The 14,308-nt window shown below is 38.3% G+C and carries 15 protein-coding genes and 3 tRNA genes; 6 read left to right on the top strand and 12 right to left on the bottom strand.

All coding sequences use genetic code 11. The annotated features are described in order from the left end of the window. Window positions 1-10: 10 nt before the first annotated feature. Complete coding sequence (locus BLV99_RS10180) at window positions 11-1,399, bottom strand: L-cystine transporter (RefSeq protein ID WP_092690267.1); 1,389 nt, start codon at window positions 1,397-1,399, stop codon at window positions 11-13. 386 nt (window positions 1,400-1,785) lie between these two features. Between BLV99_RS10180 and gloB the strand changes: the two genes are divergently transcribed. Both gloB and BLV99_RS10190 read left to right on the top strand, forming a co-directional pair. Continuing rightward, a complete protein-coding gene (gloB, locus tag BLV99_RS10185) occupies window positions 1,786-2,517 on the top strand; it encodes a hydroxyacylglutathione hydrolase (protein ID WP_092690270.1) in 732 nt (243 codons plus the stop codon). 619 nt (window positions 2,518-3,136) lie between these two features. Next, window positions 3,137-3,340, top strand: coding sequence for a hypothetical protein (locus tag BLV99_RS10190; RefSeq protein WP_004648669.1), 204 nt, complete (start codon window positions 3,137-3,139; stop codon window positions 3,338-3,340). Between the two features lie 139 nt (window positions 3,341-3,479). Here the strand turns inward: BLV99_RS10190 and BLV99_RS10195 are convergent. The 5 genes from BLV99_RS10195 to BLV99_RS10215 form a co-directional block, all read right to left on the bottom strand. Further along, window positions 3,480-3,564, bottom strand: a tRNA-Leu gene (locus BLV99_RS10195). A gap of 38 nt (window positions 3,565-3,602) precedes the next feature. After that, window positions 3,603-3,676 (bottom strand) — tRNA-Trp (locus tag BLV99_RS10200). Window positions 3,677-3,709: 33 nt separating this feature from the next. Next, window positions 3,710-3,794 (bottom strand) — tRNA-Leu (locus tag BLV99_RS10205). Window positions 3,795-3,901: 107 nt separating this feature from the next. Continuing rightward, window positions 3,902-4,717 carry a serine/threonine protein kinase gene (locus BLV99_RS10210; protein WP_244516302.1) on the bottom strand — a complete coding sequence of 272 codons (816 nt, stop codon included), beginning with the start codon at window positions 4,715-4,717 and terminating at the stop codon, window positions 3,902-3,904. Then, on the bottom strand, window positions 4,707-6,218 hold the full coding sequence (locus tag BLV99_RS10215; protein ID WP_086184628.1) for a DUF3336 domain-containing protein: 1,512 nt from the start codon (window positions 6,216-6,218) through the stop codon (window positions 4,707-4,709). Before BLV99_RS10215 ends, BLV99_RS10210 begins: the two co-directional genes overlap by 11 nt. Before the next feature lie 189 nt (window positions 6,219-6,407). Here BLV99_RS10215 and BLV99_RS10220 point away from each other — a divergent pair, with 189 nt between their 5' ends. Beyond that, window positions 6,408-7,280 carry an ATP-binding protein gene (locus BLV99_RS10220; RefSeq protein ID WP_086184629.1) on the top strand — a complete coding sequence of 291 codons (873 nt, stop codon included), beginning with the start codon at window positions 6,408-6,410 and terminating at the stop codon, window positions 7,278-7,280. A gap of 269 nt (window positions 7,281-7,549) precedes the next feature. Further along, window positions 7,550-8,116, top strand: coding sequence for a DUF4385 domain-containing protein (locus BLV99_RS10225; protein ID WP_092690275.1), 567 nt, complete (start codon window positions 7,550-7,552; stop codon window positions 8,114-8,116). A gap of 167 nt (window positions 8,117-8,283) precedes the next feature. Here BLV99_RS10225 and tsaD read toward each other — a convergent pair whose 3' ends face one another. Then, window positions 8,284-9,300: a tRNA (adenosine(37)-N6)-threonylcarbamoyltransferase complex transferase subunit TsaD gene (tsaD, locus tag BLV99_RS10230; protein ID WP_092690277.1), complete on the bottom strand. Its 1,017-nt coding sequence runs from the start codon at window positions 9,298-9,300 to the stop codon at window positions 8,284-8,286. Between the two features lie 144 nt (window positions 9,301-9,444). Here tsaD and rpsU point away from each other — a divergent pair, with 144 nt between their 5' ends. Together rpsU and BLV99_RS10240 are read left to right on the top strand one after the other, a co-directional pair. Further along, on the top strand, window positions 9,445-9,660 hold the full coding sequence (gene rpsU / locus BLV99_RS10235; protein ID WP_001136722.1) for a 30S ribosomal protein S21: 216 nt from the start codon (window positions 9,445-9,447) through the stop codon (window positions 9,658-9,660). 39 nt (window positions 9,661-9,699) lie between these two features. Next, window positions 9,700-10,146 carry a GatB/YqeY domain-containing protein gene (locus BLV99_RS10240; RefSeq protein ID WP_004648662.1) on the top strand — a complete coding sequence of 149 codons (447 nt, stop codon included), beginning with the start codon at window positions 9,700-9,702 and terminating at the stop codon, window positions 10,144-10,146. Window positions 10,147-10,220: 74 nt separating this feature from the next. On the opposite strand, the gene BLV99_RS10245 is transcribed toward BLV99_RS10240, so the two are convergent. From BLV99_RS10245 to BLV99_RS10265, 5 genes are all read right to left on the bottom strand, one after another. Continuing rightward, the gene (locus tag BLV99_RS10245) at window positions 10,221-10,583 is read right to left on the bottom strand and encodes a hypothetical protein (protein ID WP_092690280.1); all 363 of its coding nucleotides are present in this window, start codon (window positions 10,581-10,583) and stop codon (window positions 10,221-10,223) included. An 81-nt stretch (window positions 10,584-10,664) separates the two neighbouring features. Then, entirely contained in the window at window positions 10,665-11,033 is a 369-nt protein-coding gene (locus BLV99_RS10250) for a GFA family protein (protein ID WP_092690283.1), read from the bottom strand. A 49-nt stretch (window positions 11,034-11,082) separates the two neighbouring features. Next, the gene (locus tag BLV99_RS10255) at window positions 11,083-12,522 is read right to left on the bottom strand and encodes a M48 family metalloprotease (protein WP_092690285.1); all 1,440 of its coding nucleotides are present in this window, start codon (window positions 12,520-12,522) and stop codon (window positions 11,083-11,085) included. 86 nt (window positions 12,523-12,608) lie between these two features. After that, window positions 12,609-13,577, bottom strand: a complete 969-nt coding sequence (locus tag BLV99_RS10260; RefSeq protein WP_092690287.1) for a 2-hydroxyacid dehydrogenase — start codon at window positions 13,575-13,577, stop codon at window positions 12,609-12,611. A gap of 18 nt (window positions 13,578-13,595) precedes the next feature. Next, complete coding sequence (locus BLV99_RS10265; protein WP_092690290.1) at window positions 13,596-14,237, bottom strand: hypothetical protein; 642 nt, start codon at window positions 14,235-14,237, stop codon at window positions 13,596-13,598. Window positions 14,238-14,308: the final 71 nt, after the last annotated feature.

Consider the following 14,308-nt stretch of genomic DNA (forward strand, 5'->3'; position numbering starts at 1 on the left):
AACTGATGATTTAAATTTCTTTTAAATCAGCTGAATCTTGTTCAAATATTGATTTATTTGTTTGACCTAACAACTGACTCGTGACCATACCCGCCGTCATGGATCCATCCACATTCAATGCAGTACGGCCCATATCAATTAACGGTTCAATTGAAATCAGCAATGCCACCAATGTCACAGGTAAACCGAGCATAGGCAATACAATCAGTGCCGCAAATGTTGCACCACCACCGACACCCGCAACGCCAACTGAACTTAAAGTCACCACACAAACTAAAGTGAGCATCCAAATCGGATCAAAAGGATTAATCCCCACCGTTGGAGCAACCATCACCGCCAACATGGCAGGATATAAACCTGCACAACCATTTTGCCCAATTGTAGTCCCAAAAGATGCTGAAAAACTCGCAATCGATTCTGGCACACCTAAACGTCTGGTTTGCGCTTCAATATTTAAAGGAATACTCGCAGCACTTGAACGACTGGTAAATGCAAAGCTCAGTACTGGCCAAACCTTTTTAAAAAACTGAATCGGATTCACACCTGTCAGCAATAAAATGACAGCATGCACAGCAAACATAATGGCTAAGCCCACATAGGACGCCACTAAGAAGCCACCTAAATTTAGAATATCTGCCATTTTAGAGCTAACAACGACTTTTGCCATCAGTGCAAAAACACCATAAGGTGTCAAGGTCATAATTAAACGTACCAACTTCATGACCCAAGCTTGTAAAATCTGTATCGCAGCCAGTACTTTTTGACCTTTTTCAGGATCGGTTTTAATCAGGTTTAAACCCGCCATCCCTAAAAGCACTGCAAAAATAACCACACTAATAATTGAGGTTGGATGAGCACCTGTCAGTTCTGCAAAGGGATTACTCGGAATAAACGATAAAAATAAATCAGGTATATTTAGATCGGATACTTTATCTGCATAGTCCGTTTGAATCGTATTGAGTCGCTCTGTTTCAGCAGTCCCTTGAACTAAGCCAATCGCACTTAATCCAAATAAGTGGGTCACTAAAATCCCCACCGAAGCAGCAATTGCCGTAGTAAACAATAGCGTCCCAATGCTGAGGAAACTAATTTTCCCCAATGATCCTGCATCATGTAATCGAATGACTGCGCCCAAGATAGAAACAAAAACCAAAGGCATAACAATCATTTGTAAAAGTTTTACATAACCATTACCAATCAAATTAAACCATTGAGTAGTGTCTTTCAATATAGATGAGTTTTCACCATAAATCAGGTGCAAAACCAAACCAAAAGCGACACCTAAACATAAACCGACTAAAACTTTTTTCGCCAAGCTCCAGTCTGTTTTTCGTGTTTGGGTTAATAAAAGCAATAAGACAAAAAATGCGATAACATTCAATATCAAGGGTATATTCATATTTTTTCCCTTAGGATAATCTGTCTCTATTATAAAGCAAAACTTAATGCTGCTTTTAGCCCCTTAATGTCCTTCGTACATTTATTCTTCTCAATGAATTAAAAATTCAGCTTTTATCATGACCACCATTGCTTATACAAAAAATCAAAGCCGTTATGATCAATAATCTATAACAATAAAGTTCATACGGCTTTATTAAATTTTCATCAAATCATGAGTAGACACTTTAAATAGCCGAGCCGAAACTTCACAGCTTTTATCAAGTTTTAGACACGCAACTCAGACTAGGCAATCGGCTTGAATATTATGTTTTTGCGCTCTACGACTAGAAAAAAATCGACTTTAACGATAGCTTATTCATATCTATCTTACGGGTCTTGTATCTCATGACTTTTCAAATTCATATGATTGATGTCAAAAACCAATTACAAAACTATATTTGGTTATTAGAACATCAACCAAGTAAGGATGTTGTTGCGATTGACCCAACCGAAGCACATTTAGTAGAAGCTTACTGTGCGGAAAACAACTTAAACTTAACGCAAATTTGGCTCACGCATTGGCATAAAGATCATACTGGTGGCGTACCAGAGCTATTACTTAATCGTAATATTCCAGTTTATGGCCCACGTGAAGAATTAACTAAAGTCCCCTTTATTACTCACCCGCTACAAGACCAAGCACAAATTAAATTTCATGATTTGGACGTTGAGATTATTGCAGTGCCGGGTCACACATTGGGTCATATTGTCTATTTTATCGAAGCTTTAGAACTTGTTTTTTGCGGTGATACACTCTTTGCAATGGGATGTGGTCGGGTCTTTGAAGGAACATACGAGCAAATGTATCATTCGCTCAATCGTTTGGCTGCTCTACCTGCGCGTACAAAAGTTTACTGCACTCATGAATACACCCTTGCAAATGCAAAATTTGCATTGCATGTAGAACCAAACAATTTAGCGATTCAACAGCGCTTTGATGAAGTTGAAGCTAAGCGCATGCTCAGTCAATGCACGCTCCCCAGTACCATTGAATTAGAATTAGAAACCAACCCATTTTTAAGAGTCGAAAGTGTGGCAGAATTCCAACGGTTAAGAGAGTTAAAAGATAACTTTTAACTTTGACTGATAAAATTTGATACATCTAAGCATGAGCTTCTAGCGCAACTTGAATCAGCAACCTGTATGCCCTAGCACATGGCAGCAATAAGAACTAAATCTTGTTGCTGCATCTTTTGAATTTGACTCAATACACTCTAGCGCTGTAACCCATCTCATCACCTTACCAAAGTATCAGCATTAAGCAGCCATATCTTGTTCAAAGCTCATTTAAGATGGTTTAGGTACATCCAAGCTACGCACAAAATGACTCAATCAGATGAGCTTTAGCACTTCTACTGCAAATTTAGAACAATAGTCAGCCAAAGTCCGATAAAAATTATTGAGTAATACTTTAAAAATTGTGTATAAATATTTCCATTATTTTAAAACACATACAATTACCAATAAAAACAATATAAATCAGTTCAATACAATTCAAACAATCAGCTAAAATGCTATCTTACATTTAACTTTCAGTGCAAATTTTAACGATTATTTACGCTATTTTTGTATAAAAAACCAACCAAATATTTTTTTTATAAAAAACAGCACAAATCTCCCCTTTAAAAAAAACCACTTCACCCCTATTAATTATGAAGTGCCCACAAGGTATTTAATATAGACAAGGAGTTCTCTCGTGAAGAAAGTTGTGAAAGCAAAAAATTTAATTGCATTTCGTATTTGGTTAGAAAAATTAGGCTATTCAGTAAAATCATTAACCGACAATCGCGGATTTACTTTTAGCTTTAAAAAAGAATATGGTCTTGTAACGTGTGATTTAGCGGGGAATTCACTTGCAATGCAACTGGGTGAAGAATTTGAAGATCATTTAAAAGCTTAAAGACGAGTTCACTTTTAGATCGAGATAAAAAGAATAACGTATTGTTATATATTAAAAGCCCTATTTAGGGCTTTTTATTTAACTTTTCATTATGTACAGGCAATAAAAAAGCAAGGTCAATAACCTTGCTTTCATATGATGGTGGGGACGGAGAGACTCGAACTCTCACACCTTGCGGCGCTGGAACCTAAATCCAGTGCGTCTACCAATTTCGCCACGTCCCCATCAGGGTACCAACATTTTGTTGGATTTTTAAAAAACTTGGCAGAGGATCAAGGACTCGAACCTTGACGAACGGTTTTGGAGACCGTCATGCTACCATTACACCAATCCTCTATAGCCTTATTATCAAACAAGTTTGATAATAATTGGTGGGGACGGAGAGACTCGAACTCTCACACCTTGCGGCGCTGGAACCTAAATCCAGTGCGTCTACCAATTTCGCCACGTCCCCAATGGCTGTGTATATTATAGAGATCGATTCATGATGACAAGACCTTTTTATGAAAAATCTATTTGTTTGTTTAAATAAAAAACAAAAAAAGTTTTTCTGTATTTTTCTTAAACAATTTCAGTCATTAAGCACTGTTTTAGAGTGTAAATATTGGCAAATCTATATTCTTTTTGCTTCGTCAGCATTCCATTTAAAAGCTTTTTAAACAGTAAAAAATGTTCTGGTAGTTCAATCGTTAACCTTTGACAGTGCAGATAAGCCCACTCTTGATAATTTTTTGCAGCCAGACGCTGCCCTGTAAGCCATTCATAAATAATGATGCCTAGTGCATAAATATCAGTTTGAATGGTTTTTGCCGCACCATGAAACAACTCAGGTGCCATATAACGTGGCGTTGCAGTTAAGCTTTGTAATGCGATCTGTGAATTAATTTCTTGTACATGTTCAAAATCAATCAAGTACACTTTTTGTTGATACTGAACCAAATGCTCTCTTTTTAAATCAGCGTGAATCCAGCCCAATTGATGTAATTGATCAACGGCATTGAGTACCTGTAATAGTATTTTTTGGATCTCTTGAGTCGACAGAGCAGAACAATCATGAAGCAATAAATCTGCATGCCTTACAATCAAGGCAGCTCTCCCCGACACTTGTTGCTCAGCCAAAATATTAACGTCAGGCATAATTTGAAAGGGTAACAAAAAATCTGTACAGCTTTGTTGTTCTATACATTGTTGATAAAAAGCCAATTCATTTAAAAATCCAGCTTCATAATCTGGATTCACATTCGGTGCTTGGGTTTTCAACCAATAATGTTGCTGCTGATATTCAAATGCATATAAAGCACGCCCAAAAGCTAAACTTGTCGGCTTGGTCTTTAACGTTAAATTTAAACGAGAAATATCTTCAACATTAAACTGCAATAAATTCTGCGGCTTTTTGCTCTGGATCCTGTTGATAATTTAAAAGCTCCAAACAATGTTGAATGGTTTTACCGACGCGGGCATGCGTTTCAATGGATGACATTTTAGGCCATGTCGCCTGCTCACCCTCACGCTGTAATAATTTAAATAAATATGGCCGTGGGTTTTGCAACATATAAGTATAGTGCCGCGAACTATAATTACCCACAATATTCAAATCACCATAATAGCCTTGGTCTACCACACCATAACCATGATCGAGCAAGCGTCGTATCGGTGGAATTTTTCCAACCCGCCCACGGGCAAAGTCCATAATTCCTTTGGTAATGACCTTACCCTGACGACGAATAATCCGTTCTGGCCAACTTAACATATCTTTGCGATAGCGCTCTGCATCACTTTGCATAAACGGCACAATATGTGGATTGACCTGACTGGCAATGGTGTAATTTAAATTATACAAGCGTGCCATTTTCTCTTGAGGAAAATCACTGCGTACACTGCCATCGACCCAACGCGTGGATGCCATATATGGCGTTAATTCACCATCGTAGCGTTTACTGGTGAGTCTAACTGGCGGAAATAATATCGGGACTGCACAGGACGCTAAAACGGCACTCCAGACCAACAAATCTGGTGACGTGTAGGCATTCATAATCCGCGCTTCTTGTGAAGCATCATAAGGGGCTACAGCCACATTGATGTGCAAGCCAGAAATTTTAAATGCTTCCTCAAAGGTAATATCACCTAAATTTTCCACAAGAAATTTCTTTAGGTATTTCACATCAGCAAGACCGCCATTACCTTTAAGAAGTTCGCTGAATTTACGAAAATGGAAAGCTTCACTAAAAAAGTTTTCACCATTTAAACGCGCTGAAATTTCTGAGGGTTTTGAAGTCCCTAGCATTGCCGTCATAATAGCCCCTGCACTGGAGCCGGATAATACCTTGGGCATTAAATCTTGCTCAAGTAAAGCCTTACATACTCCCGTATGAAACAAACCTAAGGTTGCTCCTCCGGAGAACATTAAGGCAGGTTGCCCATATGCTTTTTTACAATGCTGAAAAAAATCAATTTTTTCTGACAATGACAAACACTGGCAAGCAGTTGAAGCAATATAAGCCAGACTTTCACTGACTTCTTCTACATAATCTTCAATAATTTTTTTAGTTCCCATATATGTCGCAGTAAACAACATGGGATGAGCAATATTCGCAATATCGTAGGTTAAACCTTCACGTAATATATACATGAGATCACGGGTACGTTTTTGGAAACGATAGCGTTTTAATAAAACTAATCGATGAGCAATAATTTCAGCATCAAAATAAGGTGAACAGTTATCAAATTTCCATTCTTGCGCGCCAGATTCTTCATCTATTTTCAGCGCGATACTTTTCCATTCTTCATATGATTCGGCTGTTCCAAGTTGGCTTTTTAATTTTTTTATTCGATACGCTTGATGTGGATTAATATCTTGTGTGAAATCTTTAAATAACATACCTATCCCTCAAACATTTTCATTTTCATCCACTATCCATGATAGGGCATCAAGCATGACATTGACAGAAAACTCAGCGGATTATCATGACAAAAAATGCCTATTCCATTGGCAAATCACGACTAATTGATATACAGTTCTTAAGCAAAACTATCTTTTTTATCTTTCAAACGTACAAGCTGAACAATCATGGCAACAATTGATTTACCTGACCATATCTTAGAAGCTCTTTCCACTGTACTCCAACAACTACAGCAGAACTTACCAGAACTGAAACAAGAAACTGACTTTTCAGCATCCGCTTATAAATGGCAAGACAAACAATTGAAAGCCATTCAACAGCCGAAGAAAATTTATTTAGATGATTTAAAAGGTATTGAAAAGCAAAAAGAAAAAGTAATTCAAAACACCTTGCAATTTCTGCAAGGTCTACCGGCTAATGACGTACTACTCACAGGCTCACGTGGTACGGGAAAATCCTCTATTGTCCGTGCTTTACTGACTCAATATGAATCTAAAGGCTTACGTTTAATTGAAATAGAACGTGATGATTTATCAGACTTACCCGAAATTCAGAAATTGATTGCAGACCGTCCTGAAAAATTTGTTGTGTATTGTGATGATTTGGCTTTTAACGCAGAAGATGAAAACTACCGCAGTTTAAAAAGTGTGCTAGATGGTTCCCTACAGTCAGGTTCAAGCAATTTTATTATTTATGCAACCAGTAACCGTCGTCATCTATTGCCTGAATTTATGCATGAAAATACGCCTGTGACACGCGTGGATGTCCCGCAATACAACGAATTACACCCTCAAGAAGCGATTGAAGAAAAAATTTCATTGTCTGATCGTTTTGGCTTATGGCTGTCTTTTTATCCAATGGATCAGAAGCTCTATCTAGAAATCGTAGAACATTATTTGGCCAAAGCAGATATTCACTTTACTGATGAAGTCCGAGCTGAGTCTTTAAGATGGTGTCAATTACGTGGTCAGCGTTCTGGACGTGCAGCTTATCAATTTTCCAAACATTGGATTGGTTCACAACGATTGGTAGCCTTTTAATTTCGCATGATTTCTGAAATAATGATCTAAAATCAAATGCACAATCATTTTAGGTTGTTGTTTCAGTCATTCCTATTTGCAATAATTCTAGATTATTGATTGTTTAATATCTTCTTTCTCAAAGCACTGAATCCTTTTATTTGAGTGATATAAACAGCTATGGTTTATACATTGCAGTTTTGACCTATCACAACGCCTTAAACGCTATCCAACCTCTTTATGAATAGTGTTCATTATTCAGAGAAATCACACATTTTAAGGAATACCCCATGACCGATAATGAACAAGTTTCATTAACGCCTAAGTCTGATGCCAAAGCATTTTCACGCAGTTTTGACTTTTCACTCGACTTTGAAAAGATTAATTTTAGAAAGCGTCCGACCTTATATCGCATTGGGCGCGGTGAAGAAGGTGTTTTATTGGTTGAACCGTATAAATCTGAAATTTCACCATTTTGGCAATTTGAAGATGAAGCACAAGCCACTGAAAGTAGTACAAAAATCTTTGCATTATTCTTAGATTATTTAGAGAAAAATGATTTTGTTGGCGCAGACATGGCAAGAAAATTTTTGCTCATGGGTTATACACGTGCGCGTCGTTATGCAAACCATAAAAAAGGCACATCTAAAACTGGCCGAAAAAATAAAGGTGCAACAACCAAAGTTAAAATATTACTTAATGATGCTGTAACAACTGAAAAACATCCACGCAGCCATACAGATGAAGTCAAAGCGACTGTGGCGAAAATTTTTAAAGATAAAAGTGATCAAGCAAAATTAAATCCAAAATATATTGAGCTTAAAGATCAATTCAATGCATTGATCCGTCAAGATTAATTAAAGCATTCATTAAGCTATTCATTTAAAAAGAGTAATTTCTCATTGAAAAATTACTCTTTTTATTGTTCCAAGTTTCTTTTCAACAATACACAACTTAAAACCATTAATATTGAGCCAAATGGAAATAAAAAAAGAGGCTTTCGCCTCTTTTCAAAATCCAATATTTAGCCTTGCTCAGGATTACTCAATTCCGTCATTGGCCAACGCGGTGTCGTGGTTACCGACAAACCATCACATTGCCCTGCTTTTAAACGCTGATAACCTGCAAAGGCAATCATTGCACCATTATCAGTACATAATGCAGGTTCTGCATAGTAAACAGTCGCTTTAATTTTCGCTAAATCTGCTTCTAAACGTTCACGCAAACGCGAATTGGCACTGACACCACCCGCAATCACCAACCGCTTTAAACCCGTTTGCTTCAACGCTTTAACCGATTTTTTAACCAAGGTATCAACCAAGGCTTCTTGAAAAGACGCAGCAATATCTGCTTCGCGGCCTTGACCAGCAACTTTTTTCAATTGAATTGAAACCGCAGTTTTTAAACCACTAAATGAAAAGTCCAATCCTTGGTGTAACATCGGACGTGGAAAATCAAAAGCTGTTGCACTGCCTTGCAAGGCTAATTTAGAAACATTCGGCCCACCCGGATAAGCAAGCCCCATCATTTTTGCGACTTTATCAAAAGCTTCACCCGCAGCATCATCAATTGACTCGCCAAGGAGTTCATATTGACCAATGCCATGTGCTGCCATAAGCTGGGTATGCCCACCAGAGACCAATAAAGCGACAAATGGAAATTCTGGTGGGGTCTCAGACAATAAAGGTGCCAGCATATGACCTTCCATATGATGCACACCAATTGCTGGTTTATTTAATGCAAATGCCAAGGTACGACCAAATAATGCACCGGTCATTAACGCACCCATTAAGCCAGGGCCACGGGTATAAGCAATCGCATCAATTTCTGATTTTTGAATTTTACTTTCTTCAAGCAATTGATTCAACAAAGGAATTAGCTTGCGGACATGGTCACGCGAAGCCAACTCTGGCACAACACCACCATATTCAGCATGCAATTTAATCTGGCTATATAGCACCTGTGCTCTTAAACCAACTTCACTGTCATAAAGTGCTAAACCTGTTTCATCACATGAAGTTTCTAAGCCAAGAACGATCATTAAACTGCCTTTTACCCGTATCTAAATATTGCTAATGCTATTATAGACTTGTGATATGAGATGTAAATGAGTAAAATACTGTCCTTCACTTGTGATCTAGGCAATCCAGTCTAGATCTTATCCATAACTTAATGAGGATTCTTCATGCCACAAGTTAAATTGAAAGAAGGCGAACCAGTAGACGTAGCTATCCGTCGTTTCAAACGTTCATGCGAAAAAGCGGGTGTTTTAGCTGATGTTCGTAAACGCGAATTCTATGAAAAACCAACTCAAGAACGTAAACGCAAAAAAGCTGCTGCAGTTAAACGCTACCAAAAGAAATTGGCGCGTGAATCTGTACGTACTACTCGCCTTTACTAAAATTAATTTGTGACTGATTGACTGAACTGGGAAAAATAGATGACGACTTTAAAAAACCAAATAACTGAAGTTTTGAAAGCAGCTATGCGCGCTAAAGAAATGTCTAAGTTAACGGTCATTCGTGGTCTACAGGCAGCAATCAAACAAATTGAAATCGATGAGCGCGTAGAGCTTGATGATAGTCGAGTTCTTGCGGTCATTGAAAAGCAAATCAAACAACGTAAAGAATCGATTAAAGCCTTTGAAGGTGCTAATCGACAAGACTTAGCTAGTAAGGAACAAGCCGAGGTTGAGATTATCTCTCAATTTCTACCAGCAGCTATGACTGAGGAAGAACTTGATTCAATCATTGCACAGACGATTACTGCGCAAGAAGCTACTAGCATGAAAGATATGGGTAAGGTGATGAATTCTCTACGTCCGATCATAGCCGGACGTGCCGATCCTGCACAAGTTTCTGCAAAAATTAAAGCAAAACTTGCGTAATCCCGCTCTTATCAAATCTATTCTTTAACGTTGAACTGCCTTTATTTCAAAGACAGTTCAAAAGTTGTTATTTTCTATTTCAGATCACATTGAACATTATATTTTTTCAAAATTAACATCTCTTTTGACGACATTACTTGATCAATCACATCTTGCTTAGTCATTTGTCTAAATTGACGATCTAGAGCCCCTCTATTTTGATCTGCTGCTTGATATAACTGCTCAACATAATCCCCAACAATTCCACAAAATTGCACCTGTTGCGGTGCTGTGAAATTGGTCTGTCGAGCATCTAAACCACTAAAAAAATTCCTTGTTTCCTGCTTATATTGCTTAGAAATTTTTTCCACTGCTGCTACATATTGCTCTACGCTCGCAAAGACAACACCAGATGCAGAACACCCCAGCATAAACATGCAAAATAATATTTTTTTCATAAATCAATCAATACTGTTCATCGTTAAAAACATAAATTCAAACCAAGATTATCATATACTTAGCAACTTTAACGGTAGATTTCATTCATCTATATGCAAAAAAGATGGTTTGTATTCCAAGTAAGCCTGTTCCGTCGGTGCTGGCAATTGACCACTCGTTACCGTTCCCAAGCGTAAACGTATAACCTCAGGTAAATCCACCCGATAAGAATAAATAGGACTACCACACTCTTGGCAAAAAACACGTGCTTTATGAGGACTATGAAAATATTCTTTTAGAAATTTAATACCACTACTAATCTCGAATTTAGATTTATCCAGCGCACTATTCCAGCCAAATACAGAACCCTGAGCACGCTGACAATGCTCACAATAACAGATGATTGTTTTTTCAATATCCGCATGATAACGGTACGTTACTAAGCCACATAAACATTGTCCCTCGACCATCTTCGACTCCTTATTTTTATTATCATTACTGCAAAATAATACTGGTGAATTAAATTTTTAGCTGCCGCTCTTTTTGCATTTCACCCAGTCGCATTTTAAGTTTTGCAGACAATACCTCATTATTTTTAACCAAACGCTCTGCATGCAACAATGACTTAATCGCATTTTCTTCCCAACCTGACCAATACTCAACCTCTGCACGATAACGTAATACATTCACTGTTCTAAAAGGTGATTGTTGATCAATATTGGCAGCTTGCTGCATTAAACGCCATGCGGAAATATCCCTCGGATTCTTATTTGCAAAGGGCTGAATCAAATTCAAGGCTTGCCCCGCTTCCTTTTGACGAATCAACACTTCTGCCCACTTAAAAGCTAAAGCCCGATTTTCAGGCATAATGCGTGCAGTGGATTGAATCGCCTTATATGCTTCATCGACTTTATTTTGCCCTAAATAAATATCCGTTTGCATGAGAATCATCAAATTATTTAAACGCTGATGCAGCTTTGCCTGATCTAAAGCTTGCTGAGCGAGAACATAATCGCCTTGTTTTAAATAAAATGCCGATAAAGCCAACTGTCCTGCAAAATTTTTACGATTTGCCAAAATTTGTAATTGTTGTTCCGTTGCCTGATTAGAGATCACCATACTGTACCATTTCAGTATTTCAAAATCCTCATCATGCAAATTCGACTTCACTTGAGGCAGTTGATTTGCCCGTAAGCGCGCTTCACTCATCCGCTCCGTGCTCAGTGGGTGCGTTAACCAAAAATCAGGTAAAAAAGACACTTGACTGGTCGCGCGATGCATTACCTCAAAAAAGTCAGCCATACTCTGTGGGTTATAACCCGCTGAATACATATATTGCATACCAATACGATCTGCTTCACGCTCTTGGTTACGGCTATAATTCAGTTGCTTATCCATTAATGCAGCTTGTGTCCCCAGCATCACGGCCGTACCAACATCGCCATCCGCTTGCGAAGCAACCAAAGCCCCGACTAAAAGTCCCGCTAAGGTCAGTAAACCTTGTCCCTTAAATGCTTCTTGTGAACGACTGTAATGACGTTGTGATACATGTGCCACCTCATGTGCCATTACACCAGCCACTTCATCCATATTTCGAGCAGAGGTAATTAAGCCTGCATTAAGCGCAAACAATCCACCAGGAACAGCAAACGCATTAATTTGAGCATCGTTAATAATTACTAAACCTATAGGCTGCCCAAGCTGAGTTTGGCTTAAAATATGTGAAAATACATTAAATAATTGATCTTCTAACCATGGGTTTTGCATGACTGGCATGTGTCTTTGCACTTCACGAAAGACTTTTTCCCCAATCATTTTTTCTTTTTGTTGGTCAATTAAACCAATTCCACTGCCAATTTCAGGAACACTAAACTGTGGCAAAGCATTCACATTAGCACTGTGAGTTGCCCCCATGACTGAAATCAAAGCCGTACTACAAGCCAATAAAAACCGTTTCAATGCTATATACTCAAACTGCTTTTTTTCAATTTATCAAACTATAGCATTGAAAATTGGAGGCATTTGCAATGAAGTGTTATCAAATTTTAAGAAAATACAGGATTCACGAGATAAGGTGGAGTTCGCCCTTCAAGTGCATCCACCACATTACGATAGGCGAGTTCAGCCATTTTTTTACGCGTCTCTGCCGTGGCAGAACCGACATGCGGCAAAGTCACCACATTATTTAAATGAAAAAGTTCTGATTCTTGTAAAGGCTCTTTCAAATAAACATCAAGTCCCGCAGCAAAAATCTTACCTGCCTTTAGGGTATCAATAAGTGCCTGTTGGTCTACAACAGAACCACGAGCAATATTGACAAAAACAGCATGGGGTTGCATGTTATCAAATTCAGATTGACCAATTAATGCTTTAGATTCAGCATTTAAATCAACAGCAACAACAACAAAATCAGACTGTTGCAACAACTCATTTAAACCGCAATATTTTGCATTTAAAGGCTGCGCTAATTCTAATTTTTCACGACGATTATGGTAAAGAATATTCATATTAAAACCATAAAAACCACGACGTGCAACAGCAGCACCAATATTGCCTAGACCAATAATGCCTAATGTTTTACCAAAAATATCATGCCCAAATTGTGCTTCACCCACAGTACGTTGCCAATGACCTTGCTTGGTCCATTGATCTAAATAAGGTACTTTTCGCGCAGCACTCATCAGCAAAGTAAAGGCTAAATCGGCCGTGGTTTCAGTCAAGACATGCGGTGTATTGGCTAACCAAATTTTTTTCTGATTTAAATAAGCGAGATCATAATTATCATACCCCACACTCACACTGGAAATAATTTTAAGCTGCTGTGCCGTCGCCAAATTACTTTCATTCAGTAAACGCCCCGCACCAATCATAGCATCCGCATCTTTGACCTGTTCGCGAATTTGCTCATTCACATCACCCTGTTTCGGGTTAATTACCACCACATGATACTGAGCTTGCAAGCGCTGAAGCACATCTTGATCTAACTGACTAAAAACAACAACTTTCTTATTCATATCCCATCCGTGCTCTAATTACTTTTTTTGCATAAATTGCCATAGGCGTTTTTTCAACAATGGCTGATCGAGCATTTCTTGCAAGCTAGCCAAATTTATACTTTTAGGGTCAGTTAAATAAGGCAGCTGCCCAATTAAAATAATGTTTTTATCTGCACTAATGGCATCTAAGAAACCATGTACATAACTGTCTACACCACGACTATCTTGGAAATTAAGCAAAGGAAATGGCCATTGCAGCTCATAATATTCAGCCTGAAGTGCCTGCTGAATATTATTCCAAAGCTGCTGTTGTTCGGCTGTCATTGCCGTGGCATCAACAACAATCACACAATCGGGCAAGCCAAAAGCTTGCAATTGAAAAGGCGCAATCTGTAGAAGCGAACGCTCTTCAACAACCAAAGGTGCAACTTCAGTTGGCACTTCTTTGATCACCAATGCGGGTATCGTTAAAGGCTCTGTCCGAGCTTTAGGCTGCTCAACCTGAGATGCTATTGGTATTTTAGGCTGAGATTTCGCAATGACAATTTCAGTCAGATACTCAGGTGCTGCCTGATCTCGCCAAATCGATGACGATGGCATATTCTGACATGCCGCATCCTTAGGAATCCAAATATCAATTCCTAATGTCGCCAGTATGTCACGCTGATGCCCTATCATCTTTTTTCATCACCAATTTAATGCTTGGTATTCTAACGATAATATCTATATTTTGCTGTGCTTTTATTGCA

The organism is Acinetobacter kyonggiensis, assembly GCF_900107285.1.
In the GTDB taxonomy this organism is placed as follows: domain Bacteria; phylum Pseudomonadota; class Gammaproteobacteria; order Pseudomonadales; family Moraxellaceae; genus Acinetobacter; species Acinetobacter kyonggiensis.

What these genes read in the sequence shown, in the direction of transcription:
- BLV99_RS10180 (WP_092690267.1), bottom strand. Translation starts at nt 1,399, where the DNA reads ATGAATATACCCTTGATATTGAATGTTATCGCATTTTTTGTCTTATTG.
- gloB (WP_092690270.1), top strand. Translation starts at nt 1,786, where the DNA reads ATGACTTTTCAAATTCATATGATTGATGTCAAAAACCAATTACAAAAC.
- BLV99_RS10215 (WP_086184628.1), bottom strand. Translation starts at nt 6,218, where the DNA reads ATGTTATTTAAAGATTTCACACAAGATATTAATCCACATCAAGCGTAT.
- BLV99_RS10220 (WP_086184629.1), top strand. Translation starts at nt 6,408, where the DNA reads ATGGCAACAATTGATTTACCTGACCATATCTTAGAAGCTCTTTCCACT.
- BLV99_RS10225 (WP_092690275.1), top strand. Translation starts at nt 7,550, where the DNA reads ATGACCGATAATGAACAAGTTTCATTAACGCCTAAGTCTGATGCCAAA.
- tsaD (WP_092690277.1), bottom strand. Translation starts at nt 9,300, where the DNA reads ATGATCGTTCTTGGCTTAGAAACTTCATGTGATGAAACAGGTTTAGCA.
- rpsU (WP_001136722.1), top strand. Translation starts at nt 9,445, where the DNA reads ATGCCACAAGTTAAATTGAAAGAAGGCGAACCAGTAGACGTAGCTATC.
- BLV99_RS10240 (WP_004648662.1), top strand. Translation starts at nt 9,700, where the DNA reads ATGACGACTTTAAAAAACCAAATAACTGAAGTTTTGAAAGCAGCTATG.
- BLV99_RS10245 (WP_092690280.1), bottom strand. Translation starts at nt 10,583, where the DNA reads ATGAAAAAAATATTATTTTGCATGTTTATGCTGGGGTGTTCTGCATCT.
- BLV99_RS10250 (WP_092690283.1), bottom strand. Translation starts at nt 11,033, where the DNA reads ATGGTCGAGGGACAATGTTTATGTGGCTTAGTAACGTACCGTTATCAT.
- BLV99_RS10260 (WP_092690287.1), bottom strand. Translation starts at nt 13,577, where the DNA reads ATGAATAAGAAAGTTGTTGTTTTTAGTCAGTTAGATCAAGATGTGCTT.
- BLV99_RS10265 (WP_092690290.1), bottom strand. Translation starts at nt 14,237, where the DNA reads ATGATAGGGCATCAGCGTGACATACTGGCGACATTAGGAATTGATATT.